Consider the following 22,674-nt stretch of genomic DNA (forward strand, 5'->3'; position numbering starts at 1 on the left):
TCCGTTTCGAAGCGGTCGGTATGGTCGACATCGACTCCGAGACGCTGTTCAACGCCGCGGCGGCGGCGCTCACGACGGTGGCCGTCCTCTTTTTCGTCTTCAGCGTCGACCTCGGCCTCTCGCCAGTCTCGAAGACGCTGCTCGCGCTGGGATTCCTCGCCGGCGTCTTCGCTATCTCCCAACGGACGACGGACCGACAGCTGACCCTCCTCGGGTACGGCGTCGTCGTCGTCTCGGTGGTGGGCATCTTCTTCGACTTCGTGAACACGTTCGACCTCGGCAACGAGGCGACCGTACTGGGGCTGCTGCTTCTCGCGGCCGCGCTGTTCGTCCTCCGAACGCGATTCGACGGCGGGAACCGACTGCTGACGGGCAGGCAGGCGACGTCCCTCTTCGGCGTCGTCGCCGCGCTCGTCGCGCTCGTCCTCGTCGTCGACGTCGTCACCGGCGGTCTCGCGTACGAACTCCAGCCCGAGAGTCGGATCGAGATCACGCAGTCGCCCCGCGGCGACGTCCGGGTCGCCTCCGTCGTCGTGAACAACCCGACGCCGCTTCCGGAGCGCGTCGAGACGCCGAACTACGGCGTCTGCGTCGCCGGCGACTGGAGCGAATACAGACGTCCGAGCGAACCCGAGCGCGAGGAGCGACCGCCGGTGCGGGCCCATCTGAACGTCCAGGACGGCTACAACGAACACGTCTGGGGCTTCGGCTCGAAGACGTATCCGGTGACGCTGTATCTCGACGCCGCGAACACGACCGGCGAGTCGTTCCCGGTCGAGCGAACCGCCGCCTGTCCGGACGACGAGACGGGCGATCCCTACATCGCCGTCTTCCAGAGTGACACCGACGGTCCGCGTCGGTACGCGGTCTGAAACCCCCGCGCTCGACGCTCAGTCTGAGACGGTGTCGGCCGGGGGGCTCAATCCACGATGATGTCGGCGTCGCTGTCGGGGAGGCTCTCGCTCGCTCGCGGTTGCATCTCGGTTCGATAGCGCTCGATCCAGTCCGCGAAGCAGGCGGGACACAGTCGCTGACTGTCGACCTCCGAGCGATCGACGTTCAGTTGCACCGTCCGTGCGAGCGCCTCCTCGATCGGTTCACCGCAGGCATCGCAGGGTTCGCTCCCGGTCATAGGTCCCTCTGGGAAGCCCGCGGGTAAAGTTGTTCACGTCGCCGGGGGCGTCACCTCCCGATTCCGTCCGGCCGCCGCGTCGTTTCGATCTTCCGGGCTAGGTCGTTCTGAACGCCCGGTCACCGGCGTCGCCGAGACCGGGAACGATGTACCCGTCGTCGTCGAGGCGGTCGTCGATCGCGACGGTCAGGAGATCTGTCTGGGGGAACTCCTCGTCGACGCGCAGGAGGCCGTCCGGCGCGGAGACGGCCGAGAGGACGAACAGATCGGCCGGATCGGCCGCCGTAGATTCGAGCACGTGATCGAGCACGGCGCACATCGTCGACCCGGTCGCGAGCATCGGATCGGCGACGATGACCGTGTCGTCCTCGGTGATCTCCGGCAGCTTCACGTAGTCGATGGTGATCGGGAAGCTTCCCTCCTCGTCCATCCCGGCGCTCTCGTCGCGGCCGGCGCTGATGACGCCCTGCTTCGCCCGGGGGAACGCTTTCAATAGGCCCTCGACGAACGGCGTCGCCGCCCGGAGGACGTTGACGATCACGACGTCGTCGAGCCCTTTGACTCGCTCGCCCGTCGTCTCCGTCAGCGGCGTCTGCACGGAGACGTACTCGGTCTCCATCGCTCCGTCGATGATCTCGTAGCCGCAGATCCGCCCGAGTTTGACGAGGCCCTTCCGGAACGCGACCTGTTCGGTTTCGACGTCGCGAAGCCGCGAGAGGGTGTCTTTCGCGAGCGCGTGTGTGATCAGGTATGCGTCGTCGCGGTCTTCGATAGCCATCTCAGACACCCCCGGCTTCCGATTCGGCATCGGCTTCCTCGGACGCCGTGTCGACCCCCCCGTCGGTCTCCTCGGAGTCCGGGTCGTACTCGTTGGCGTCGCCCTCGACTGCGGGAGCGCCCACGGCCAGCACTTCGACGGCCTCGTCCGCGTCGGTCGGATTATAGGCTCTGTGCGGCGATCCCGGCGTCGCGGTGAACAGCGACTCCGGCTCGACCTGATACGTCCCGTCCGGCGTCTCGACGTGCAGCGTCCCCGAGAGGACGTAGAACGCCTCCTCCTGTTCGTCGTGGTAGTGATACGCGAGCGGGATCTGTTCGCCCGGCTCCGCGCGGAATCGGTTGATCGCGAGGTTCGACATCTCCGCGGCCTCGGAGAGTCGGCGTAGTTCGCACGGCCGCCCCTCGGCCGGACTCACCGCCGACTGGCTCACTACGGTGTATCCCATACGCGATACATCTCGGTTCGGCACAAAAGCCTCTCGGGTCGGCGCAGCGATGTCCTGCCCAGATCGAGGTAGCGTGAGACGCGCTCGCAACCTTCGGAGTAGAGTTTTATACCTTGACGAACGTACCTTTCGCGAGACGATGGAAGAGAGCGTCTCCGGATTCAAAGTCCGGGGGACTTGGGGCGACGTCGTCGAACACGGCGAACGCATCACACGAGCACTCCGGGACGCGGGCGTCGATAGCGACGCCTTCGAGGAGTGGGACGAGTGGCGGCCGAAGTCGCACGAGCGACTCGGCGAGGACGTGAGCGAGAAGACCGCAGACCAGGCGAGCGTCGCGGAGGGCGAGGGCGAAAAAGCCGGGAAGGACCCGGACGAAGACCTCCAGACCGCCGGGGAGCGGCTTTCGGAATCCTACGAACACGTCGAGAACGGCGACAACGACGAGGCCGTCGAGCGCTGGTCGGAGTCGCTCGGCTACGTGGCGCGCGCGGCCGACTCCGCGGGTCGTCGGGCGCTCCGGCGCGTCGAGAACACCGTCTATCAGCGGGTGATGACGCAACTGGCTCCGTACTACTTCGACAACGAACTCGTCAGCGCCAACATCCAGAAATCGACGCGCGGCGAGGACGTCTCGTTCATCTTCGAGGTGAACGTCAACGACGACGACCTGAAACAGCAGGTGAGCGAACGCCTCGGCGAGTTCGACGACGAGGTGACGCGCTGGCACGTCGACACCGAAAAGGAAACCGAGACCGCCGAGGCCGTCGAGGGAGTCGAGCCACCGGAATCGGAGAACCGGTCCCGGTCGACGACGAACTGACTGTCCGCTCTGCGACCGGCGTTCTCATCGCCGTTCTCTCTCGTCCGTCGAACGTACCGAATTCCCGACTCGACGGACAACAGTCATATCCTCGGCCTCGAATGCTAGCGTATGTCCGAACCACTCCGCATCGAATCCGGCGAGTTGACCGGCAGGGAGATCCTCGATGCGCTCCAGAGCGGCCGCCGGGTCGTCGTCGAAGCGGAACTCCTCGGCGGGACCCATCAGCTCTCACTCCGCCACGACGGGGAGACGTACTACTGTGACACGCCGACGACGCTCCACAAACACGAAGACGAGGAGGGAATGCTCACCTGCATCGAGAAGATGGGCTACGGCCGCATCGAGTGAGTTGACTGGGGCGCAGCGAACGACCTGAACTGCCGGCGACGCGGGACTTTAGTCGTGGCGGTGGCGAATGGGATGGTATGAGCGACGTGCCAGAGATGAGCGACCTTCTGGAAACCGAAGATCCGGGGTTCCAGCAGGTGCTCGCCTGCGTCTTCGGAATTCAGCGCCACGAGAGCCGAACGTATCTCACGCTTCTGGAGAACCCGGGGAGTACGGTCGCCGAACTCGCTGACATCCTCGATCGGGACCGGAGTAACGTCAACCGGTCGCTGACGACGCTGATGGAGAAGGGGCTCGCGCAGCGCGAGCGGCGGCTGCTCGACTCCGGCGGCTACATCTATCAGTACACGGGGACGGAGTTGCCGGAGGCCAAAGAGATGCTTCACGAGGCCCTCGACGAGTGGGCCGAGCGCGTCCACCGGAGCATCGACGAGTACGGCGCTGCGGAGGAGTGAACCGCCCCCCTTTTCACCGCCGAACGCGAGGGATTCCACAATGAGCCTCGAACTCACTGCTCCCGCGCCGGACGCTCCCGACGTCGCCGAGGACGGCGTCTGGCTCGCGGACATCGAGACGGGCGAGACGTACGCTCCCTTCGACGAGATCCGATACACCGGCGAGGGCGGAAACCTGCTCGAAGTGCGCTACGCCGAGCCGCCGACCTTCGAGGACTTTCAGGGCCAGGGTCGCGGCGTCTGGCGCTACCGCGCCGCGCTCCCGTTCGAGGAGGGCGTCACGCTCCCCGAGGGCGACACGCCGCTGCACGAGGCCCCGCGACTCCGCGAGGACGTGGGCGTCGAGACGCTCCGGATCAAACACGAGGGGATGAACCCGACCGGATCGTTCAAGGACCGCGGGATGACCGTCGGCGTCCGCGTCGCGAAGGAACTCGGCGTCGGTCGCCTGGCCTGTGCGTCGACCGGGAACACCTCCGCCGCGCTCGCCGCCTACGGCGCTCGCGGCGGGATGGAGACGCTCGTCCTCCTCCCGTCCGGAAAGGTCGCGGCCGGCAAGATCGCCCAGGCCGCGCTCCACGACGCGCGTATCCTCGAAGTCGACGGCAACTTCGACGCCTGTCTCGACCTGGTGCAGGAACTCGCCGCCCGCGGCGAGGTGTACCTGCTCAACTCGCTGAACCCCTTCCGTCTGGAGGGCCAGAAGACGATCGGTCTGGAGATCTTAGAGGAGTTCCGCGACGACTACGGCCGCTTCCCCGACCGCATCGTCCTGCCCGTCGGCAACGCGGGCAACACCTCTGCGCTGTACAAGGCCTTCCGCGAACTCGTCCAGTCGGGCGCGCTCGACCCCGCTGAGGTGCCGAAACTCACCGGCGTCCAGGCCGAGGGGGCCGCGCCGATGGTCGAGGCGATCGAGAACGGCTGGGCGGACACCCAGCGCTGGGAGGAGGTCGAGACTCGCGCGACGGCGATCCGCATCGGCAACCCGGTCAACGCGCCGAAGGCGCTGCCGGGGATCCGCGGCACCGGCGGCACCGCGGTCGCCGTCTCCGACGAGGCGATCACCGAGGCTCAGCGCGACCTGGCCCGCGAGGGAATCGGCGTCGAACCCGCCTCTGCAGCGTCGGTGGCCGGACTCAGGAAGCTCCGCGACCGCGGCGTCGTCGACGCCGGCGAGGACGTCGTCTGCCTCACGACCGGTCACCTGCTGAAAGATCCCGACGCCGCGTTCGAGGCGGGCGGAAAGCCCGAACCCGTGCCGAACGATCTGGACGCGATCCTCGATCACATCGGCGCGAACTGACGGACGCACGTGCGGTGGATCGCGCCGGTCGATGCCCGTTTCTTCTACTTCGGGACGCCTACTCCGTCGCGTCCCCGACCGTCGTCTCGGTGCCCGGGGTGGAGGGCGTCTCGGTCCCCGGTGTCGTAGTCGTCTCGTCTCCTGGCGTGGTCGTCGACCCGTTTTCGGGAGTCGCCGTTTCGTCCCCGGGGGTGGCAGTACCGTCGCCTGGCGTCGTCGTTTGGTCGTCTCCGCCGCTTCCGTCGTCGTCGCCGCTCCCGTCGTCATCGTCTCCGCCGTCGCCATCGTCTCCGTCGTCGGACTCGATGAGCCCCTCGATGGCGTCGAGCACCTCCTGCTGTGACTGGGCCGGATCGAACGCGTTCGCGAACGGCGACTCACCATTGACCTCGTTCAACACCGCCGCGTGGCGGGCTTCGACGCTGTGGATAGAGAGCGCGGTAGACAGCAGATCCGGACTCTCGACGAACGGGGCTGCGCCCGCGTAGGCGGCGACGCCGGTGTTCTCGAGGACCTGCGCGAGTTCGAGGAAGTCGCCGACGCTCTCGACGCCGAAGTCGTACGAGTCCTCCTCGACGGGCGTCCCGCCGAGCAGTTCGATCGCCTGCGTGAGCACGTCGACGTGGGTGGCTTCCTGCTCGGCGATCGCCCCGATTCGGTCGAACACCTGGGTCTGGCGGTCCCCGTCGTAGGACTCCAGGGACGGGGCACCGACGAATTCGTCCACGCTGAACCTCGCCAGTCCCTCGCGATAGAACGCGTTCTCGACGTGTTCGAGGGACAACGCGTAGTTCAGGACGTCGACGTCCGTCCCCTCGACGTCGTCGAAGGCTGCGGCTCCCTCCGCCGAGTCGTCGTCTTCCTGTCCGAGGACGGATCCCGTCGCTCCACCGAGCGCCAGCAAGCTCCCGCCGGCGATCGCGGAACGAGTCAGGAAACTCCGCCGAGAACGCTCTTCGGAACTCAGTCTGTCCTTCACCGAGGCGGCGATCTCCGCTGCGCGCGCATCTGGGTCTGTTGGCTTCGTCATAGTTGTGTCGGGGTCGTTCCCGACGGACTCTCCCTCACCTCATCCGGAGATTGTTATGCGCTCCCTCGCTCGGGGTAAGATCGCTCAAAATTTTCCCCTCCCGAAATAAGTCCGTTCAAAGATCCGTATCGTCAGACATAACGGCGGATATGCGCACGATCCGCCCTCGGCGCGACAAAGGGTCGCCCCCGTTTGCGAGAGAAACGAATTCGCGTATCCGTCGTTTTCGGGGCTCTGAAGCCGCTGACTGACGTCCGTTCGCCCTGTGTCTGACGGGTCTTCTTAGTCGTGTGGTGCCAATTCACATATATGTCTGCGGAGTTCTCTGACCCCCCGGTCTGCGGCGACGGATCGGCCACAGATTCCCACGAGCGCGGAACCGTCTGCGGCGTACAGAGTGACGATCTCGGCCCACGAGAGTCCGGACCGAGCGGTGCGGCACCCTCCGATACCGACGAACGTGGATCCGTTTCGGACCAACGAGTGGACCGCGATAGCGTCGACCCCGCCCTCCAGGCGTCGACGCTCCTGGATCTCGTCGTCGAACTTCAACGCGACAACGAGCAGTTACGCGAGACGGTCCGACGGCTCGAAGAAGAAAACTCGCGACTGGCGCAAAAACTCGAACGTCGCGGCCGGGAGCGCCAGTACGTTCTCGATCACTACGAACATCGTCTCAGAGACGCCAATCAGGAGTTAGAACAGGAGAAGGAAGATTCGGGTGCGGAGACGCGCCCCGGCCGCCTCGTCGACGCGCTCGTGTCTCGGGTGACCCAACTAGTTCCGGGCTTCCGACGACGGTAGCTTTCCGGGTGGCTCCCCTGCGCCCCGACGGCCAATCCCCCCGCGGTGGGGTCCGTCGACCGCCTCTCGCGGCCGACTACTCCTCGTCGTCCGCGCCGTTGAGCGTGAGGTACTTCACGTCGATCATCCGGTCGTCGGCGAGGATCTTCTCGACGACTTCGGTGGGAACGGGGTCGTCGAGGTTGTAGACGGTGAGCGCCTCGCCGCCCTCCTCGTCGCGGCGGGCGTTGAACATCCCCGCGATGTTGATGTCGTAATCGCCGAGCACCGAGCCGATGAACCCGATGACGCCCGGTTTGTCGGCGTTGCGCGCGACGAGCATCTTCCCGTGGGGAATCGCGTCGACGCGGTAACCGTCGATGCGGACGATCCGCGGGTCGTCACCGGCGAAGAGGGTTCCACAGACGCCGAGGGAGTCCTCCTCGTTGCCGACGGTGACCGTCACGAGACTCTGGAAGTCCTCGGACTGGAGCCGCTTCGACTCTTTCACGTCGATACCGCGTTCCTCGGCGATCTGCGGCGCGTTGACGGCGTTGACCTGCCACTCCAGGGGCTCGAAGACGCCCTTCAGCGCCGACGCCGTGACGAGTTCGACGTCCTCCTCGGCGATGTCGCCCTCGTAGGCGACTTCGACCGACGAGATCCGGCCGTCGAGCAGCTGTGCGGCGACCTTTCCGGCGGTCTCGGCGAGGCCGATGTACGGCCGGATGCGCGGGAAGACGCTCTCGTCGACCGACGGCGCGTTCAGCGCGTTCATCACCGGTTCGCCCGCGAACGCCGCGTCGATCTGGTCGGCGATCGAGGTCGCGACGTTCTCCTGCGCCGCCTCGGTCGACGCCCCGAGGTGCGGGGTGACGATGATGTCGTCGACGTCGAGCAGCGGGCTGTCCGGCGAGACGGGCTCCTCGGCGAACACGTCGATCGCCGCGCCGTCGAGGACGCCGTCGTCGACCGCCGCGGCGAGCGCGTCCTCGTCGACGACGCCGCCGCGAGCGCAGTTGACGAGGTAGCCGCCGCCCATCAGTTCCAACTCTCCAGTCGAAATCATCCCCTCGGTCTCGGGCGTCAGCGGCGTGTGGACGGTCAGGAAGTCGGCCTGTTCGAGACACGCCTCGAACTCGACGAGTTCGGCGCCCAGTCGATCGGCGCGCTCCTCGCTGATGTAGGGGTCGTAGGCGACGAGGTTCATCCCGAGACCGTCGAGACGCTTCGCGACCTCCTGGCCGACGCGGCCGAGGCCGACGATGCCGAGCGTCTTGCCGTTGAGTTCCGTGCCGAGGTAGTCGCTCTTGGCCCACTCACCCATCTTGAGTCGGGCGTGGGCCTGCGGGATCGACCGCGCCGCGGCGAACGACATCGCGACCGTGTGCTCGGCGGCCGCGCGGACGTTCCCCTCGGGCGCGTTCGCGACGATGACGCCGTGTTCGGTCGCGGCGTCGATGTCGATGTTGTCGACCCCGATGCCGGCGCGACCGACGATGACGAGATCCGACGCGGCCTCGAAGACCGCCTCGGTCACCTCCGTTCCGGACCGGACGACGAGCGCGTTGGCGTCCGCGACTGCATCCAGAAGCGCCTCACCGTCTACGTCGTAGGCCGTCTCGACGTCGTGGCCCGCCTCTCTGAGGCGTTCCAGACCGGCGTCGTCGATCGGGTCCGTAATAAGGACCTTCATATCCTAACCCATCCCTGGTTCCCGGTTAAACGTTTCTTCATCGGTCTCACAGGCGATCTGTTGCCTGTTACCGTCCCCCGTGGATAGCGTGACAGCTCGGTTCAAGACCTCGATAAGACTACTCTTCGGAGCCCCATATGAACGCCCGCTCCCGGAGTCGCGATCCGTGTGAACGTCCGTCCTCAGGTCGCGATAGGTGATTTGAAAGCCTCCGCCGACGATTCCCGCGTATGCGACTCGTGGCCTTCGATTTCGACGGAACGCTCTCGGACTCCGAGATGACCGTGCTGCTCGGCGAGCGCGAGGGCGTTGCCGAGCGAATGCAGGACATCACCGACCGGGCGATGAACGACGAACTCTCCTACGCGGAGAGCCTCAGGGAGCGCGCGTCGCTGCTCGACGGGCTCTCAGAGGAGGACGCTGAGGACGCCTTCGGCGAGGTTCGACTCCGCCCGGGCGCGGCGGAACTCATCGCCCGCCTCCGCGAGGCCGGTCACCACGTCGCGATCCTGACCGGCGGATTCGAGCGCGGTGTCGAGCGCGCCCTCGAACGCGAGGGCGTCGAGGTCGACACCGTCGTCGCCAACCGACTCCCGATCGAGGGGGGCCGCTTGACGGGCGAGGTCGAGGGGCCGCTCATCACCGGGACGAAGGACGACGCCCTGGAGTCGCTCGCCGCCGACCTCGACGTGCCGCTCTCCCGAACCATCGCGGTCGGCGACGGCGCGAACGACCTGCCGATGCTGGAGGTCGCGGGGCTGTCCATCGGCTACCTTCCCAAGGACGCCGTCCGCCCCTCCTGCGACGTCGTCGTCGCGTCTATGCATCGACTCGGGAAGGTGCTGGAAGGGTACAACGTGGTTCGGCGGGAAGACGAGTAACGAAGTCCGAGGCGACTACTGCGACCCGACTCTCACTCCGCGCCGGCGGCGCGACTCCGCTCCATCGCCGCCAGGTCCTCGGCCAGCGCCTCCGCGATGGCCTTCGAGAGCCCCGGCGGGACGGCGTTGCCGACGACCTTCAACTGCGTGCTCTTGGGGCCCTGGAACACGTAATCGTCGGGGAACGACTGCAGGATCGCACATTCGCGGACGGTCCCGACGCGGTCCTCGACGGGGTGGACGAACGGCGCGTTGTGGTTCTCCTTGATCGTGATCGAGGGCTCGTCGCGGGGGAGTCGCCGCCAGCTGTCGCCGTAGCTCTCGTAGAGGCTCTCGCCGGGGTCGACCTCCGAAATCCGCTCGACCATCTCCTCGGAGTGGTTCGTCTTCTCGTGGTTCGGCAGGCGTTCGACGGCTGTCCCGTCCCCGTCCGCGCCCCGCTCCAAGAGCGCCTCCTCGACGGTCACGTACGGCTCTAACCGCTTCCCCGTGAGCGTCGCCTGTTTCGAGGGGCCGTGGGTCCGCTCGGGATACGTCGGGATCGACCCGTCGCGCCGCCCCTGGAAGATCACCCGGCGGCGGTTCTGCGGGACGCCGTAGTCGGCGGCGTTCAGCGTCTCGTACGCCGGCTTCTCGTAGCCGGCGCGCTCGAAGCCCTCCAGGATCGCCCGCAGGGTGTCGCCCTCTTCCATCGACTTGATCCCCGGGACGTTCTCCATCACGAACGCCGCGGGCCCGACGTACTCGACGAAGTCGATGAAGTTGCCGACGAGGTAGTTCCGCTCGTCGTCGGGGTCGCGGTGGCCCGCGATGCTGAACCCCTTGCAGGGCGGGCCGCCGATCACGACGTCGATCTCCTCCTGGTCGATCGGGTGCTCCGCGAAGAACGCCTCGGGATCGACTTCCGAGAGGTCTGCCTGGATCGCGAGCGCGTCCTCGTGGTTGTGCTCGTACGTCGCGAGGAAGTCCTCGTCGACGTCGACGCCGGCGACGACGTCGTAGCCGGCCTGCAGGAAGCCCTCCGAGAGGCCGCCGCCGCCGCAGAACAGATCGAGCACCGTGATCGAGGAGCGATCGAAGTCGGAGTTCGGCATTCGGAATCTGTCCGGTTCTCGTTCGCGATCGTATTTAAAGACCGCGGGGTGTCGCGGCCGGCGGGCGGGGGTCTGCTTTCGGGGCCCGCTACAGTCCGACTACCGCTTGTAGTCGACGTCGACCGCCTCGTCCGATCGGTGCACCGTCGTCGCGCTCGGTTCGGTCTCCGCGATCGGTTTCCCCTCTCGGAGCACCAGCGTTCGCGGCGCTCGTCGCCGGAGCGCGTTGAACGCGTCGGGGCTGTCGTAGACGACCAGCGAGCCCTCGGTGCCCTCGCTGAGGCCGTACTCGTCCGCGCCGAAGATCTCGGCGTTGGCGTCGGTCAGCATCTCCCAGAGCACCTCGACGTCGCCGCGGCCCGCCATGTGGGCGTAGTGTGCGAGGATGAACGCCGCGTCCAGGGGGTCGGCGACGCCGTAGTGGTACCACGGATCGAGGACGGAGTCGTGTCCGATCCCGACCGTGACGCCGGCCTCACGGAGTTCGTCGATCCGGGTGTGGCCGCGCCGACGCGGGTAGTCGTCGTACGCACCCTGGAGAACCGAGTTGTCCGGCGGGTTCGTCACCACGGAGACGCCGCTCTCGGCGAGCATCGAGATGAGTTTGTCGGCGTAGGCGTTGTTGTACGAGTGCGTCGCCGTCGTGTGACTCGCGGTGACGCGGTCGCCGATCCCTCGTTTTATCGCCTCGCTGGCGAGGACTTCCGTGAACCGCGAGCTCGGGTCGTCCGTCTCGTCGATGTGGAGGTCCAGCGGCAGGTCGTGTCGCTCCGCCAGGTCGCACGCGATCTCGACGCTCTTGACCCCGTCCTCGCGGGTGTACTCGTTGTGCGGGATCCCGCCCACCAGGTCCACACCCATCTCCACCGCGTCCCGGAGCAGATCCTCGTGAGACTCGTCGGTGAGGACCCCGTCCTGCGGGAACGCGACGACCTGCAGGTCGACGAGGTCTGACACCCGCGATTTCAACTCCACTAGGGCCTCGACGGTCGTCAGCGACGGCTCGGTCGTGTCGGCGTGCGTCCGGATCCGCGTCACGCCGTGGGACGCGTACCACTCGACGGTCTTCGTCGCCCGTTCGACGATGTCGTCGACGGTGATGTCCGTTTTGTACTCCGCCCAGACCTCGATGCCCTCCGCGAGCGTGCCGCTGTCGTTCCAGGAGGGATCGCCGGCCGTCCCGGTCGCGTCGAGGTGGACGTGGGGCTCGATGAGGGGCGGGGTCACCAGTCGACCGTCGGCGTCGTAGCGGCGCTCGGCGGGAAACGCCTCGGGATTGCCGTCACCGGCGGGGACGATCCGATCGATCGCTCCCGCGCGGATCTCGATGTCGACGGCGTCGCCGGCCAGCGTCCGGCCGCTCGTGACGATGTACTCGGACATATCCGGGAGAGACGGACACGTACGGTTAATCATTTCCGCTATCTCTCCGCTGATCGCCGAACTGTAACAACAAATCTGGTCCCAATCCCCAATTTTATAAAAATAGGACGAATTCCGGACCCAATGGCAACGGAAGACGACACGCCCGCGTGGCGACGGTTCGTGTTCGGCGACGAGAACCTCCCCGACCCCGACTATCCGCTCGATCACGTCCCCGGCGACGAACGGAAGGGCTTGGTGAGCATCTCTGCCGTCCTTCTCGGCTTCGTGTTCTTCGCTGGCACGCTCTGGGCCGGTGCCGAGGTCGGCGCAGCGATGGGATTCGGACCGATGCTGACGGCGATGGCCGCCGGGTACGCGATCTTGGGCGTCTACGTCGCGACGCTCTGCGGCATCGCCGCGAAGGCCGGGTTGACGACGGTGCTCCTCGCGCGGTACAGCTTCGGTAGTTGGGGCGCGAAGTTCGCCGACCTGATCCTCGGCGGCACGCAGGTCGGCTGGTTCGGCGTCACGATTCCGATGGTCGCGATCCCGACGGCGACGTTCTTCGGCCTCGACACGCCGACGTTCACGGCCGCCCTCATCCTGATCTGGGGGATCCTGCACCTCGCGACCGCGTACTTCGGCTACGAGGGAATGGAGCGGCTGTCGCTCGTGGCCGTTCCGATTCTCGTCATCGTCGGCCTCCTCTCGATCTTCATCGCCGTGGGGGACGTCGGCGGCCTCTCGGGCCTGTTCGGCGGTGCGTCCGGCAGCGAGATGGGATTCGCCGCCGCCGTCACCATCGTCGTGGGGACGTTCATCAGCGGCGGCACACAGGCCCCGAACTGGGCGCGGTTCGCCAGCAGCACCCGCGTCGGCTTCTGGGCGGGGCTCATCGCCTTCCTCGTCGGGAACGGCTTCCTCTTTCTGTCGGGCGCTGTCGGCGGATCGGTCTACGACGTCACCCCCGCCGGCGACCTCTACGAGGTGCTCGCGGCGCAGGGACTCGCGGCGGTCGGCCTCCTCGCGCTGATTCTCAACATCTGGACGACGAACGACAACGCCGCCTACGCCTTCGGCGTCGCCGGCAGCGAGGCCTTCGAGTTCGACCGCAAGCGGCCGTTCATCCTGGTCGGCGGCGCGATCGGTATTCTTCTCGCGCTGGTCGGCGCCGACAGCCTCCTCATTCCGTGGCTGTCGACGCTCGGCCAGTACGTCCCGCCGCTCGGCGGCGTCGTCATCGCCGACTTCCTGCTGTGCTGGCGGATGCGCGTCCCGAAGATGGAGGACGTCCGGTTCGCGGGCGTCCGGTGGACGGGCGTCCTCGCCTACGTCGTCGGGGCCGTCGTCGCGGTGCTCACGGCCGGGCAGGTCGTTCCGGGACTGGCGGCACCGCAGGTGATCCCCGGTCCCGTCGGGGCGGCGCTGAACGGACTCGTCGCCGCGTTCGTCGCCCACGTCGCGCTCTACTACCTCCTCGAAGCGAACGGGATCGTCGACGGCCACGACGTCGCTCCCGACGCGGAGCGTCTCTGAGGCGTCCGGGCTTACGGCCCTAACGGCCGGCCGCTCTGGATCGACGCCGACGGCGGACTGCTCTCGACCGACGCCGACGGCTCGGCTCCGACTGTTTCGAAAAACTCCGAACTACCCGTCGAGTTCCGCCTGCAACGCCGCCCGCCACTCCTGGGGGTTATACCAGCCACATCCCACGCAACCGACGTCTTCCTCGTACTCCTCGCCGCCTTCGTAGTAGTACTCGATCTGCATGAACGGCGGGTGCTTCCCGCTCTCGACGCAGGCCTCGCACTTCCGGCTCTTCAGGAGGTTGTGCTTCCGCGAGAGGAGCTGGAAGTGCTCCTCGATCTCCTCGCCGCTCATCGATTCGTAGTCGAAGCTCTCCGATTCCTCCCAGCGCACCTCCGGCACGCGGTGGTCGACCTCCAGGGTCGTGCTCGGCGAGGAACCGTCGAACGCGTCGCGGTGGTCGTAGCGGTCGCGGACCCGACGCTTGAACGAGGCGGGCATATCCTGTCGCGTGATCGATTTCTGGGTCGGAAACGGATATTTGAGCTTTCTGTGGAAGGTCGTGTCCTCGCAGTTCTCGCAGTGCCGGTAATCGCCCTGGCCCTGGCCGGTGTTCTGCACGAACTCGAAACCCTCCTTGCGGAGCATCTGGATGTCTTTCGCGGGCTGGGAACTGGGGAGTTCACACGCTGAGCAGTGCCACTCGCAGTCGGCGAGCGTCTCGAACGTCGCCGCGCGCTTCGTCCCCTCGTTCGAGGGGTTCCACTCGCGCGTCGCGTACTCGTGGACCCGTTCGCCGAAGTCGGTGAGAACGTACCTCTCGCCGTCGCGCTCGACGATCCCGTCGTCCGTCAGTGCCGCGAGCACCGTCTCGGCGTCTGCGTTGGCGGCGGTTTCGTACCCGTTCTTCACGGTCTTCGGGCCGTCTGCGAGATGCGAGAGAACTGCCTTCCGCTGCGGGTCGCTCCGTACTGACTGGATCAGTTCGGCCGTCTCCGCGTCCATTCCAGGCATACCCCGGACTGCGGCCTCCGGGGTCAAAGCCGTATGGGGAATGCCGCGGTCCCGACCGCGGTTCACAGCGCGATCAAGACCACGGCGACGACGGCGAGCGTCAGGCCGGCCACGTTCGCGGCACTGAGTGCGACGTCGAGATAGACGACGCCGACGAACGCCGGGACGACGAAATACAGGGCTGCGATCGCGGAGACGATCGCCATATTCCCCCGCGTGAGCGCCGCGTAGAAACTGATGCTCCCCGCCGCGAGAAATGCACCCGAAACGAGCGCGAAGGCGACGTCCGTCCGCGTCCCAGTGATCGGCCGCTTCGCGAGAAGGACGTAGGCACCCGCGATGGCGATGCTCGCCACGTAGGACAGGAAGACGGCGTTGACGGCCGACACCGACCGCGTCGCCAGCCCCGCGGTCACGGCCCAGCCGCCGAACAGTACCAACGCGGCGATCGCCAGCGCGACGCCCGTCGAGATCATAGCTGCAGGTCCCGGCCCGGGACACAAAAACGCCCGTGGGACCGATCGCTCCCGAAACGGGCGGCTCCGCGGCCGCTCGCGCGCCGCTTCCGACGCCGCTTTTCTCCCGCTAGTCGTCGGACACCCGCCCGCTCGGGCTCGGTCCCGTCCGCTCCAGTGATCCGTCCACGGTCCGGTGCGGATAGGGGATGGTGATCCCCGCCGCCTCGAAGCGCTCGGTGACCGATTGGACGAACCGACCGCGGATCCCGAGGAAATCCGAGTTTCCGGGGTCTTCGATCCAGATGCGGCTCTGCAGTCCGAAGGACGCCTCGTTTATTTCCACGAGGCGCACGGACGGCTCCGGATCGCTCAGGATCCCGTCCCGTGCCCGCGCCTCCTCGACGATGATGTCCATCGCCTCGTCGATGTCGTCGTCGAAGCCGATCCGGAACGTGAACTTCAATCGCAGCGTGCCGTTCTTGTCGTAGTTCTTGATCACGCCGTCGGTGAGCTGAGAGTTCGGGACCGTGAGGTGCTCGTTGTCGAAGGTTCGCACCCGACTCACCCGCAGGCTGATGTCCTCGATGTAGCCGGAGTTGCCCTCCCACTCGATCCAATCGCCCGTCCGGAACGGTTCGTCAGTGTAGATGAACACCCCGGCGACGAAGTTCTTCAGCACGTCCTGCATCGCGAACCCGACGGCGAGGGTCGCGGCGGCCGTCACCGTCGAGAGCGCCACCAGGATGTTCCCGAAGCCGGCGAAGGAGAAGGCGAGGCCGACGGCGACGAACAACAGGAGGCCGTAGACGACGAGGGTGAGGGGCTTTCGAACGTGCTCCTCGACGCCGCGCCTGTCGAGCAGCCTGGCGACCAGCGGCACGACCACGAGTTTGCTGACGACGTAGACTCCGACGAACACTACGAGAAACACGAGCGCCGAGGCGACCGCGTTCGCGAGCTGCGTCGGGAGCCCGACGCTCGCGAGCAGTTCGCTGAGATAACTGTCCGGTCTCGCGGTCGTCTGTAACCCGACTGGACTCATCCGCCGCCCCGCTGAGACCGCGTCGCTGTCGAGTCTCTGCCGTCACGCGTGTTGGACATAACGTCTCGATATGAGAAGCAGGATGGATATTCTTTGATACGGACTGTCGTACCGGGTTGCAGTCTCCCAAACGCTTACTTCACACCTGCGAGTGTACTGGGTATGACCATCGTGGCAGCGATCGACGGACGCAAGCAGACGGATCCCGTCGTCTCGGTCGGGGCCGACCTCGCGGAGGCGTACGGCGAGGAGTTGGTCGTCCTCCACGTCGTTCCCGAAGACGAGTTCGAAGAACACCGCCGAGAGATCACTCGGTTGGACGGGTCGGCCGATTACTCGTTCACGCAGGAAGAACAGAGCGCCGAACGCCTCGTCGACGACGTCGTCGACGAGACGCTCGGAGCGCACGAGGCCTCTGTCACGTCGGTCGGGCGAGTGGGATCTCCGACCGAAGCGATCCTCTCGCTCGCGAGAGACCGGGACGCGAGATACCTCGTCATCGGCGGCAAAAAGCGTTCGCCGGTCGGGAAAGCGGTCTTCGGAAGCGTCACCCAGAGCGTCCTCCTGGACGCCGATCGACCGGTGGTCACCGCGATCGACGACGAGTGAACCGCGCCCGCGGCGCGTTCAGAGTCCCAGCCGCTCTTTCACCGCGTTCCGGTCGAGTTTCCCGCTCGACGTCTTTTCGAGTTCATCCACGAAGTGATAGGCCCGCGGCCGTTCGTGGTCCGCCACGAGGTCGCTCTCGAGGCACCACTCGTCCAGTTCCTCGCTCGTGAGGCTTTCGGCCGCGGGCACGACGATCGCCGTGACTCGCTGCCCGTACTCCTCGTCGTCGACGCCGACGACTGCCGACCGTGTCACGTCCGGGTGATCGTTCAGGGCCTCCTCGACCCGCTCGGGGATGATCTTCACGCCGCGCGATTTGATCTGGTTGTCGACTCTGCCTTCGAGATAGAGGTACCCCCCCTCGTCACGGTAGCCCAAATCACCGGAATACCACCAGCCGTCTCGGAACCCGTCGGTGGTCTTTGCGGTGTTCCGCCAGGCCCACGCGGGCACGTCGGGGCCTCGGATGATGATCTCACCCAGTGCCCCCGGCTCGCGGACGTCGTCGGGAGCGCCGCCCTCCTCGACGATACGAACCTCCGTGCCCGTCTGGGCCTTCCCGACGCTGTCGATCCGATCGCCGGTCATTTCCTCGTTGTACAGGACTGTCCCGTACATCTCGGTGGATCCGTACGACTGGGTGACGTTCCGGCAGACGTGGTCCCGAAGTCGATCGAGCGTTCCGCTGTCCATCTTCTCGCCGGTCGAATAGACGACTTCGAGCGAACTGAAATCGCGGTCCGCGACGCCCCGCTGGAGGACTTCACGCCACATCGTGGCGACCAGTCCGGTGTGCGTGATGTCCTCCCGTTCCACGATGTCGACGAACTCCGCCGCGTCCCACCCCCGCAAGAACCGGACGCTCTCACACCCCATCATCGCCTTCACGACCGGGTTGTACCAGGCCCCGAACGACGGCGAGAACACGACGAGCGTCCGTCCGGATCGGTCGACGCCGTACCTGGCCGCGCCCTTCATCGCCTTGAGATACATTCCGCGGTGCGTGTGACACCAGCCCTTCGGGCGTCCCGTGCTCCCCGACGTCCACCAGATCGTCGCCAGGTCCTCCTCGTTGATGAGCACGTCCGGTGACCGGGCCGCTGCGCCCTCCAGAAACGAGCCGTGGGTCTGTTCGCCCTCGTCGGCGTCGTCCCCGACGACGACCACCGTCGACACGGACCGCATCGCGTCCTCGTCGAGTTCGCTTCGGACCCGGTCGGCGACGTGCTCGTCCACGACGACCACTGCGGGTCGGGTCTCCGCAACACTCCGTTTCATCACGTCCGAGGCGGACTTGAGGTGGACGTTCGTCACCACACAGCCGGCCTTCATCGCTCCGAAGAGGAGCACGGTCTGCGTCACCGAGGACTCACACAGGAACGCGACGCGGTCGCCCCGCGAAACGTAGTCGAGAAACGAGTCCGCCGCCCGGTCCGTTTCGCGGTCGAACTCGCCCCACGTCACTGACCGGTCCCCGTCGTCGAACGCCGGCGCGTCGGGACTTCGGTCCGCGTTCTGCCGACAGACGTCGACCAGGGACGGCAGATCGACGTGTTGGTTGGCTGTGGTCGTCATCGGGGTCACGAACCGTTCCGCGGGACGGTCATACCCGCCTGGCTGTTCGCCGCAGATGTATATGATCCCGCGAGTCGCCGTGGTCTCGTCTCCATAGGGGGCCGGAGACCCCGGACTACTATCAATCCTCTCCCGTGAAACACCGCGTTTCAGCCTGTTAGACCCGTTACGCTAGTGAACGGTCTGGCCGCTGATTCCGCTCTCGGCGGAATGCTTATGCGCACCCACCCGACTTTGTGAGGGTATGTCACTGTCGAATGTACTCCCCGACGGTGGGTTGCGCCAGCACCCGCTCGTTCGAAACCTCCGTGAGGGGATTGCACTCATCGCGAACGACCGGACGACGCTGTTCTACCTCTCCTTTCTCGTCTTCGTGATCCTCCTGGGGGCGATCGGACCGGAGATCGCACCGTACCCCTACGACGAGCCGATGTACGCTGGGGGGGAGCCGCTCCTCTCGGAGCCGCCCTCGGTTACTCACCCGCTCGGCACCACGTCGTCGGGCTACGACGTGTTCTCTCGCATCCTCGTCGGGGCGCGCCCGACCGTGATCACCGGGCTGCTCGGTGGGACGATCATCATCACGATCGGTTCGGCGATCGGAATCACCGCCGGCTACGTCGGCGGCCGCACCGAAGACGTCCTGATGCGGATCACGGACATCGCCTACGGCGTGCCGCTCATTCCGTTCGCGATCGTCCTGCTCGCCCTGTTCGGCGTCGGATTCCTGATGTCCGTCGTCGTCATCGGACTGCTCCTCTGGCGGGGGCCCGCGCGGGTGTTGCGGTCGCAGGTCCTGCAGATCCGTCAGCGGCCCTTCATCCTCGCGGCGAAGGCGACCGGGGCGAGCACGCCGCGCATCATCTACAAGCACATCCTCCCGAACGTCGCGCCGATGGCGATAATGTACTTCGCGCTCGGTATCGGTCTCTCGATCCTGCTTCAGGCGGGGCTGGCGTTCATCGGCGTCTCCAACCCCCTCGTCCCCTCGTGGGGCATTATGATCCGCAACGCGTACACCTCGGGGCAGATGACCACGACGTGGTGGTGGTCGATTTCCCCCGGCATCTTCATCTCACTCACCGTGATGTCGACGATTATGCTGGGTCGCCGCTACGAGGAACTCGTCGGCCAGACCGACGGCGAAGCCGTCGCGACCGCGTAGGCGGCGAACGGTCTCGGTTTCGCAGCTGCCCGACTCGCGGCCCGGACGGGGTCGCAACCGCCCTTTTGCCGTCGCTTGGAGCCACTTTCCTGCCCTCGCTCGGGGCCGAACGCTCGGCAACTCCCGTAGCCAAACTCTCTCGCACCCGCTCACGGACGCATTATCGGCCCCGCCGGCCTCTCGGTACGATCTACCGCATCTCGGCGGTCTCGCGGATCTTCGCGACCTCCGCTTCGATCGTGGACGCGTGCTGGGCACCGAACAGTCGGGAGTCCACCCGACCGCCCGCGACGAACAGCAGCGCCGGCGCGCCGGCGACGTCGTACTCGTCCATCACACCGAGAGCGTTCGGTCCGTAGATCGCGAGCAACGCCAGGTCGTCCGGCGGATCCTCGAAGATCTCCTCCAGCACGGAACGCTGGTCGTCACACGGTTCACAGTCCTCTTTCCAGACGTATACCACTGCTCTCTCACAGGCGCGGAGGAGCGGCGTGAAACTGCTCCCGACGATCGGGCTGAACGGCTCCGGGACCCCGTCGGTCCGCCCCGGCGTTTCGACGAACTGCATCACGACCGGTGCGAGGCGTTCGGGGGCCGCATCGGAGAGGTCTTCGACGTGCTCTCCGATGGCTCGTTTGGTCGCTAACAGCTCTCGTTGGTGCCGCTCCTCCGCGCCCTCGCCGATCGAACCGAGTTCCGATTCGACCTCGACTGCGTCCATTTCACTCACCGCACGCCGGTGTTCGGCCCGGGACTCGACGAATTCGGGGGTCAGTTCGGCCGTTTCGCCCTCCGCGGTGAGGACGCCGGCTTCCACGAGCCGTTCGAGCAGCTCCGAGGGATTCATCCTTCCGTCCACTGAGAGGGGCACCTCGTATAAGGGCACTGCCGACGGCGCGCTCGTGGTCGATTGCCGGGGCGGAACGCGCGTCGGTACCGTTCGTCGTGGATTTCGCGAAACGCCTGTTTCAGTTTATTTCAGCCGTTGAGAGCGTCGAAACCGTTAATTAGGACTGTGAGCTATGCGAGACCATCACACATGAGCGAACCCCTCCTCGAAATCGAGGATCTTACGATACAATACCGGACGGACCAGGGTCCACTCACGGCCGTCTCCGGTGCCTCGTTCACCATCGACGACGGCGAGTACTTCGGCCTCGTCGGCGAATCCGGGTGTGGGAAGAGCACCCTCGCCAAGTCGTTGCTCCGAGGACTCGACGACAACGGCGAAATCACCGCCGGATCCGTTCGGTACCGCGGCGAAGAGATCCACGAGTACGGGGAGCGGGAGATGAACGAGAAACTCCGATGGAAGGAGATCTCGTGGATCCCACAGAGCTCGATGAACAGCCTGGACCCGCTCCAGCGGGTCAGCGAACAGGCGCTGGAACTGGCCGAGGTGCACACGGATCTCTCCGAGGCGGCGGCTCGGGAGAAATTCCGCGACCTCTTCGAGGTCGTCGGGCTGCCGAAAGACCGCATCGACGACTATCCACACCAGTTCTCCGGCGGAATGCAACAGCGGGCCATCATCGCTCTCGCGCTGTTTCTGGACCCGTCGCTCATCATCGCCGACGAGCCGACGACGGCGCTCGACGTCATTATGCAGGACATGGTGTTCAAGTACCTCGACGAGATCAAGGAGGCGACCGAGACGAGCCTCCTCCTCATCACCCACGACATCAGCGTCGTCTTCGAGAGCTGTGAGTCGATGGCGATTATGCACGGCGGGCAGGTCGCAGAGACGGGTGACGTCGTGGAACTGTTCGATTCGCCCCGGCACCCGTACTCGATTCTCCTGCAGGAAGCGTTCCCGGACATCCGCCACCCGGAGCGCGACCTCGCGGTCATCGAAGGCCGGCCCCCGCAGTCGATGGGGGACGTCGAGTCGTGCACCTTCGCCGACCGCTGTCCGTGGGCGGTCGAAGAGTGCCGCCGGTCCGCCCCACCACTCGAAGAAGTCGCGCAGGACGCGTCCGGTCACCACCGCGCGGCGTGCTTCCGCAAAGACGAGGTCCTGGAGCTGTACCGCTCGGAGGGCGCGCCACCGGTGGACCCGACGTCGGAGGCACCGCAGCGATGACGGACGAGACCCCCCTCCTCGAAACCGAGAACCTCAAACGGTACTTCGATCAGGACACGGGCTTTCTCGACGCCTTCCTGGGTGGGGGAAGCCAACCGGTTCAGGCGGTCGACGGGGTTTCGCTCGCGCTCTATGAGAACGACTCGATCGGGATCATCGGCGAGAGCGGATGCGGCAAGACGACGCTTCTCCAGACGCTCGCGCGGCTGCAAGAGCAGACCGACGGCGAACTCCGGTTCGAAGGGAACCCGATCTCGGAGTTCTCCAAGAAGGAGATGAAGGCGTTCCGACGGCAGGTCCAGATCATCTTCCAGGACCCGTTCAACTCGTTCGACCCGAAACTGACCGTCCGCGAATCGCTGCTCGAACCGCTGCGCATCCACGGGATGGACGACCGCGATCGGCGGGTCCGCGAAGCGCTCGAACGCGCCGAACTCAACCCGCCGGAAAAGTACCTCGAACGGCGCCCGACGCAGCTGAGCGGCGGCGAACTGCAGCGGGTCTCTATCGCACGGGCGCTCGTCCTCGAACCAAAGGTAATACTCGCGGACGAGCCCGTCTCGATGCTCGACGTCTCGACGCAGGCGTCCATCCTGAACCTCCTCTCCGATCTGACCGCCGAACTCGACGTGGCGCTTTTGTACATCTCACACGATCTCTCGACGGTCTCGTACGTCTGCGATCGGATCGACGTGATGTACCTGGGTCGCGTCGTCGAATCGGCACCGACTCACGACCTGCTCGACTCCCCGAAACACCCCTACACGCAAGCGCTCGTGAACGCGATCCCGATTCCGGACCCCCACGACGATCGGGAGCGGACGACCATCGACGGAACCCCGGGCAATCCGGTCGGCATCGGCGAGGGGTGTCGCTTTCGCGACCGGTGCCCCGAGCGAATGGATATCTGCGAACGGACGCCTCGGAACGTCTCCGTGGACGCCGAGAACCACCGCGTCGCCTGCCACCTCTACTACGACCACGAGGAGGAGCAACGCCGCGGCGAAGCGATAGCCGAGGGACAGAAATGACACCCCACTCATTCCCGGCTCACCGTGT

General features: G+C 66.2%; 24 protein-coding genes. 12 read left to right on the forward strand and 12 right to left on the reverse strand.

Going from position 1 to position 22,674, the window contains the following annotated elements:
- Positions 1–20: 20 nt before the first annotated feature.
- Entirely contained in the window at positions 21–872 is an 852-nt protein-coding gene (locus NO360_RS07415; RefSeq protein WP_256306996.1) for a hypothetical protein, read from the forward strand.
- Between the two features lie 47 nt (positions 873–919).
- Here NO360_RS07415 and NO360_RS07420 read toward each other — a convergent pair whose 3' ends face one another.
- The 3 genes from NO360_RS07420 to NO360_RS07430 form a co-directional block, all read right to left on the reverse strand.
- Positions 920–1,132, reverse strand: coding sequence for a DUF7569 family protein (locus tag NO360_RS07420; protein WP_256306997.1), 213 nt, complete (start codon positions 1,130–1,132; stop codon positions 920–922).
- A 97-nt stretch (positions 1,133–1,229) separates the two neighbouring features.
- Complete coding sequence (gene upp / locus NO360_RS07425; RefSeq protein ID WP_256306998.1) at positions 1,230–1,910, reverse strand: uracil phosphoribosyltransferase; 681 nt, start codon at positions 1,908–1,910, stop codon at positions 1,230–1,232.
- A gap of 1 nt (position 1,911) precedes the next feature.
- Complete coding sequence (locus NO360_RS07430; protein WP_256306999.1) at positions 1,912–2,358, reverse strand: cupin domain-containing protein; 447 nt, start codon at positions 2,356–2,358, stop codon at positions 1,912–1,914.
- Between the two features lie 139 nt (positions 2,359–2,497).
- On the opposite strand from NO360_RS07430, the gene NO360_RS07435 reads away from it, so the two are divergent.
- From NO360_RS07435 to thrC, 4 genes are all read left to right on the forward strand, one after another.
- Positions 2,498–3,181, forward strand: coding sequence for a DUF5828 family protein (locus NO360_RS07435; RefSeq protein ID WP_256307001.1), 684 nt, complete (start codon positions 2,498–2,500; stop codon positions 3,179–3,181).
- A gap of 111 nt (positions 3,182–3,292) precedes the next feature.
- Complete coding sequence (locus NO360_RS07440) at positions 3,293–3,532, forward strand: DUF8001 family protein (protein WP_256307002.1); 240 nt, start codon at positions 3,293–3,295, stop codon at positions 3,530–3,532.
- A gap of 77 nt (positions 3,533–3,609) precedes the next feature.
- Positions 3,610–3,987, forward strand: coding sequence for a helix-turn-helix domain-containing protein (locus NO360_RS07445; RefSeq protein WP_256307003.1), 378 nt, complete (start codon positions 3,610–3,612; stop codon positions 3,985–3,987).
- A 40-nt stretch (positions 3,988–4,027) separates the two neighbouring features.
- Positions 4,028–5,293 (forward strand): threonine synthase, encoded by a 1,266-nt coding sequence (thrC, locus tag NO360_RS07450; protein WP_256307004.1) that lies wholly within the window; start codon positions 4,028–4,030, stop codon positions 5,291–5,293.
- 58 nt (positions 5,294–5,351) lie between these two features.
- Here thrC and NO360_RS07455 read toward each other — a convergent pair whose 3' ends face one another.
- Positions 5,352–6,323, reverse strand: a complete 972-nt coding sequence (locus tag NO360_RS07455) for a ferritin-like domain-containing protein (protein ID WP_256307006.1) — start codon at positions 6,321–6,323, stop codon at positions 5,352–5,354.
- Positions 6,324–6,632: 309 nt separating this feature from the next.
- Between NO360_RS07455 and NO360_RS07460 the strand changes: the two genes are divergently transcribed.
- Positions 6,633–7,127, forward strand: a complete 495-nt coding sequence (locus NO360_RS07460; protein ID WP_256307008.1) for a hypothetical protein — start codon at positions 6,633–6,635, stop codon at positions 7,125–7,127.
- Between the two features lie 76 nt (positions 7,128–7,203).
- Here the strand turns inward: NO360_RS07460 and serA are convergent, their stop codons facing one another.
- Positions 7,204–8,802, reverse strand: a complete 1,599-nt coding sequence (gene serA / locus NO360_RS07465) for a phosphoglycerate dehydrogenase (protein ID WP_256307009.1) — start codon at positions 8,800–8,802, stop codon at positions 7,204–7,206.
- Positions 8,803–9,032: 230 nt separating this feature from the next.
- Here serA and serB point away from each other — a divergent pair, with 230 nt between their 5' ends.
- Entirely contained in the window at positions 9,033–9,683 is a 651-nt protein-coding gene (gene serB, locus NO360_RS07470; protein ID WP_256307010.1) for a phosphoserine phosphatase SerB, read from the forward strand.
- Positions 9,684–9,715: 32 nt separating this feature from the next.
- Here the strand turns inward: serB and NO360_RS07475 are convergent, their stop codons facing one another.
- Positions 9,716–10,777, reverse strand: coding sequence for a DNA cytosine methyltransferase (locus tag NO360_RS07475; RefSeq protein ID WP_256307012.1), 1,062 nt, complete (start codon positions 10,775–10,777; stop codon positions 9,716–9,718).
- Positions 10,778–10,876: 99 nt separating this feature from the next.
- Entirely contained in the window at positions 10,877–12,160 is a 1,284-nt protein-coding gene (locus NO360_RS07480) for a cytosine deaminase (RefSeq protein ID WP_256307014.1), read from the reverse strand.
- A gap of 123 nt (positions 12,161–12,283) precedes the next feature.
- Between NO360_RS07480 and codB the strand changes: the two genes are divergently transcribed.
- On the forward strand, positions 12,284–13,678 hold the full coding sequence (gene codB / locus NO360_RS07485; protein WP_256307015.1) for a cytosine permease: 1,395 nt from the start codon (positions 12,284–12,286) through the stop codon (positions 13,676–13,678).
- Between the two features lie 111 nt (positions 13,679–13,789).
- On the opposite strand, the gene NO360_RS07490 is transcribed toward codB, so the two are convergent.
- From NO360_RS07490 to NO360_RS07500, 3 genes are all read right to left on the reverse strand, one after another.
- Complete coding sequence (locus NO360_RS07490; RefSeq protein WP_256307016.1) at positions 13,790–14,683, reverse strand: hypothetical protein; 894 nt, start codon at positions 14,681–14,683, stop codon at positions 13,790–13,792.
- Between the two features lie 62 nt (positions 14,684–14,745).
- Positions 14,746–15,159 (reverse strand): EamA family transporter, encoded by a 414-nt coding sequence (locus tag NO360_RS07495; protein WP_256307017.1) that lies wholly within the window; start codon positions 15,157–15,159, stop codon positions 14,746–14,748.
- A 109-nt stretch (positions 15,160–15,268) separates the two neighbouring features.
- Positions 15,269–16,183, reverse strand: coding sequence for a mechanosensitive ion channel family protein (locus NO360_RS07500; RefSeq protein ID WP_256307018.1), 915 nt, complete (start codon positions 16,181–16,183; stop codon positions 15,269–15,271).
- A gap of 162 nt (positions 16,184–16,345) precedes the next feature.
- Here NO360_RS07500 and NO360_RS07505 point away from each other — a divergent pair, with 162 nt between their 5' ends.
- Positions 16,346–16,792: a universal stress protein gene (locus NO360_RS07505; protein ID WP_256307020.1), complete on the forward strand. Its 447-nt coding sequence runs from the start codon at positions 16,346–16,348 to the stop codon at positions 16,790–16,792.
- Positions 16,793–16,810: 18 nt separating this feature from the next.
- Here NO360_RS07505 and NO360_RS07510 read toward each other — a convergent pair whose 3' ends face one another.
- Positions 16,811–18,367: a class I adenylate-forming enzyme family protein gene (locus NO360_RS07510; RefSeq protein ID WP_256307021.1), complete on the reverse strand. Its 1,557-nt coding sequence runs from the start codon at positions 18,365–18,367 to the stop codon at positions 16,811–16,813.
- Positions 18,368–18,611: 244 nt separating this feature from the next.
- Here NO360_RS07510 and NO360_RS07515 point away from each other — a divergent pair, with 244 nt between their 5' ends.
- Positions 18,612–19,532 carry an ABC transporter permease gene (locus NO360_RS07515; RefSeq protein WP_256307022.1) on the forward strand — a complete coding sequence of 307 codons (921 nt, stop codon included), beginning with the start codon at positions 18,612–18,614 and terminating at the stop codon, positions 19,530–19,532.
- A gap of 190 nt (positions 19,533–19,722) precedes the next feature.
- Here the strand turns inward: NO360_RS07515 and NO360_RS07520 are convergent, their stop codons facing one another.
- The gene (locus NO360_RS07520; protein ID WP_256307024.1) at positions 19,723–20,379 is read right to left on the reverse strand and encodes a thioredoxin domain-containing protein; all 657 of its coding nucleotides are present in this window, start codon (positions 20,377–20,379) and stop codon (positions 19,723–19,725) included.
- 192 nt (positions 20,380–20,571) lie between these two features.
- Between NO360_RS07520 and NO360_RS07525 the strand changes: the two genes are divergently transcribed.
- Together NO360_RS07525 and NO360_RS07530 are read left to right on the forward strand one after the other, a co-directional pair.
- Positions 20,572–21,615, forward strand: coding sequence for an ABC transporter ATP-binding protein (locus NO360_RS07525; protein WP_256307025.1), 1,044 nt, complete (start codon positions 20,572–20,574; stop codon positions 21,613–21,615).
- Positions 21,612–22,646 carry an oligopeptide/dipeptide ABC transporter ATP-binding protein gene (locus NO360_RS07530; protein WP_256307027.1) on the forward strand — a complete coding sequence of 345 codons (1,035 nt, stop codon included), beginning with the start codon at positions 21,612–21,614 and terminating at the stop codon, positions 22,644–22,646. The genes NO360_RS07525 and NO360_RS07530 overlap by 4 nt, the downstream gene beginning before the upstream one ends.
- Positions 22,647–22,674: the final 28 nt, after the last annotated feature.

Source organism: Halobellus litoreus, from assembly GCF_024464595.1.
Classification (GTDB): Archaea; Halobacteriota; Halobacteria; order Halobacteriales; family Haloferacaceae; genus Haloquadratum; species Haloquadratum litoreum.

Excerpts from the sequence above, each read along its gene's own strand:
- NO360_RS07415 (WP_256306996.1), top strand. The coding sequence starts at position 21 with ATGGTCGACATCGACTCCGAGACGCTGTTCAACGCCGCGGCGGCGGCG.
- NO360_RS07420 (WP_256306997.1), bottom strand. The coding sequence starts at position 1,132 with ATGACCGGGAGCGAACCCTGCGATGCCTGCGGTGAACCGATCGAGGAG.
- upp (WP_256306998.1), bottom strand. The coding sequence starts at position 1,910 with ATGGCTATCGAAGACCGCGACGACGCATACCTGATCACACACGCGCTC.
- NO360_RS07430 (WP_256306999.1), bottom strand. The coding sequence starts at position 2,358 with ATGGGATACACCGTAGTGAGCCAGTCGGCGGTGAGTCCGGCCGAGGGG.
- NO360_RS07435 (WP_256307001.1), top strand. The coding sequence starts at position 2,498 with ATGGAAGAGAGCGTCTCCGGATTCAAAGTCCGGGGGACTTGGGGCGAC.
- NO360_RS07440 (WP_256307002.1), top strand. The coding sequence starts at position 3,293 with ATGTCCGAACCACTCCGCATCGAATCCGGCGAGTTGACCGGCAGGGAG.
- NO360_RS07445 (WP_256307003.1), top strand. The coding sequence starts at position 3,610 with ATGAGCGACGTGCCAGAGATGAGCGACCTTCTGGAAACCGAAGATCCG.
- thrC (WP_256307004.1), top strand. The coding sequence starts at position 4,028 with ATGAGCCTCGAACTCACTGCTCCCGCGCCGGACGCTCCCGACGTCGCC.
- NO360_RS07455 (WP_256307006.1), bottom strand. The coding sequence starts at position 6,323 with ATGACGAAGCCAACAGACCCAGATGCGCGCGCAGCGGAGATCGCCGCC.
- NO360_RS07460 (WP_256307008.1), top strand. The coding sequence starts at position 6,633 with ATGTCTGCGGAGTTCTCTGACCCCCCGGTCTGCGGCGACGGATCGGCC.
- serA (WP_256307009.1), bottom strand. The coding sequence starts at position 8,802 with ATGAAGGTCCTTATTACGGACCCGATCGACGACGCCGGTCTGGAACGC.
- serB (WP_256307010.1), top strand. The coding sequence starts at position 9,033 with ATGCGACTCGTGGCCTTCGATTTCGACGGAACGCTCTCGGACTCCGAG.
- NO360_RS07475 (WP_256307012.1), bottom strand. The coding sequence starts at position 10,777 with ATGCCGAACTCCGACTTCGATCGCTCCTCGATCACGGTGCTCGATCTG.
- NO360_RS07480 (WP_256307014.1), bottom strand. The coding sequence starts at position 12,160 with ATGTCCGAGTACATCGTCACGAGCGGCCGGACGCTGGCCGGCGACGCC.
- codB (WP_256307015.1), top strand. The coding sequence starts at position 12,284 with ATGGCAACGGAAGACGACACGCCCGCGTGGCGACGGTTCGTGTTCGGC.
- NO360_RS07490 (WP_256307016.1), bottom strand. The coding sequence starts at position 14,683 with ATGCCTGGAATGGACGCGGAGACGGCCGAACTGATCCAGTCAGTACGG.
- NO360_RS07495 (WP_256307017.1), bottom strand. The coding sequence starts at position 15,159 with ATGATCTCGACGGGCGTCGCGCTGGCGATCGCCGCGTTGGTACTGTTC.
- NO360_RS07500 (WP_256307018.1), bottom strand. The coding sequence starts at position 16,183 with ATGAGTCCAGTCGGGTTACAGACGACCGCGAGACCGGACAGTTATCTC.
- NO360_RS07505 (WP_256307020.1), top strand. The coding sequence starts at position 16,346 with ATGACCATCGTGGCAGCGATCGACGGACGCAAGCAGACGGATCCCGTC.
- NO360_RS07510 (WP_256307021.1), bottom strand. The coding sequence starts at position 18,367 with ATGACGACCACAGCCAACCAACACGTCGATCTGCCGTCCCTGGTCGAC.
- NO360_RS07515 (WP_256307022.1), top strand. The coding sequence starts at position 18,612 with ATGTCACTGTCGAATGTACTCCCCGACGGTGGGTTGCGCCAGCACCCG.
- NO360_RS07520 (WP_256307024.1), bottom strand. The coding sequence starts at position 20,379 with ATGAATCCCTCGGAGCTGCTCGAACGGCTCGTGGAAGCCGGCGTCCTC.
- NO360_RS07525 (WP_256307025.1), top strand. The coding sequence starts at position 20,572 with ATGAGCGAACCCCTCCTCGAAATCGAGGATCTTACGATACAATACCGG.
- NO360_RS07530 (WP_256307027.1), top strand. The coding sequence starts at position 21,612 with ATGACGGACGAGACCCCCCTCCTCGAAACCGAGAACCTCAAACGGTAC.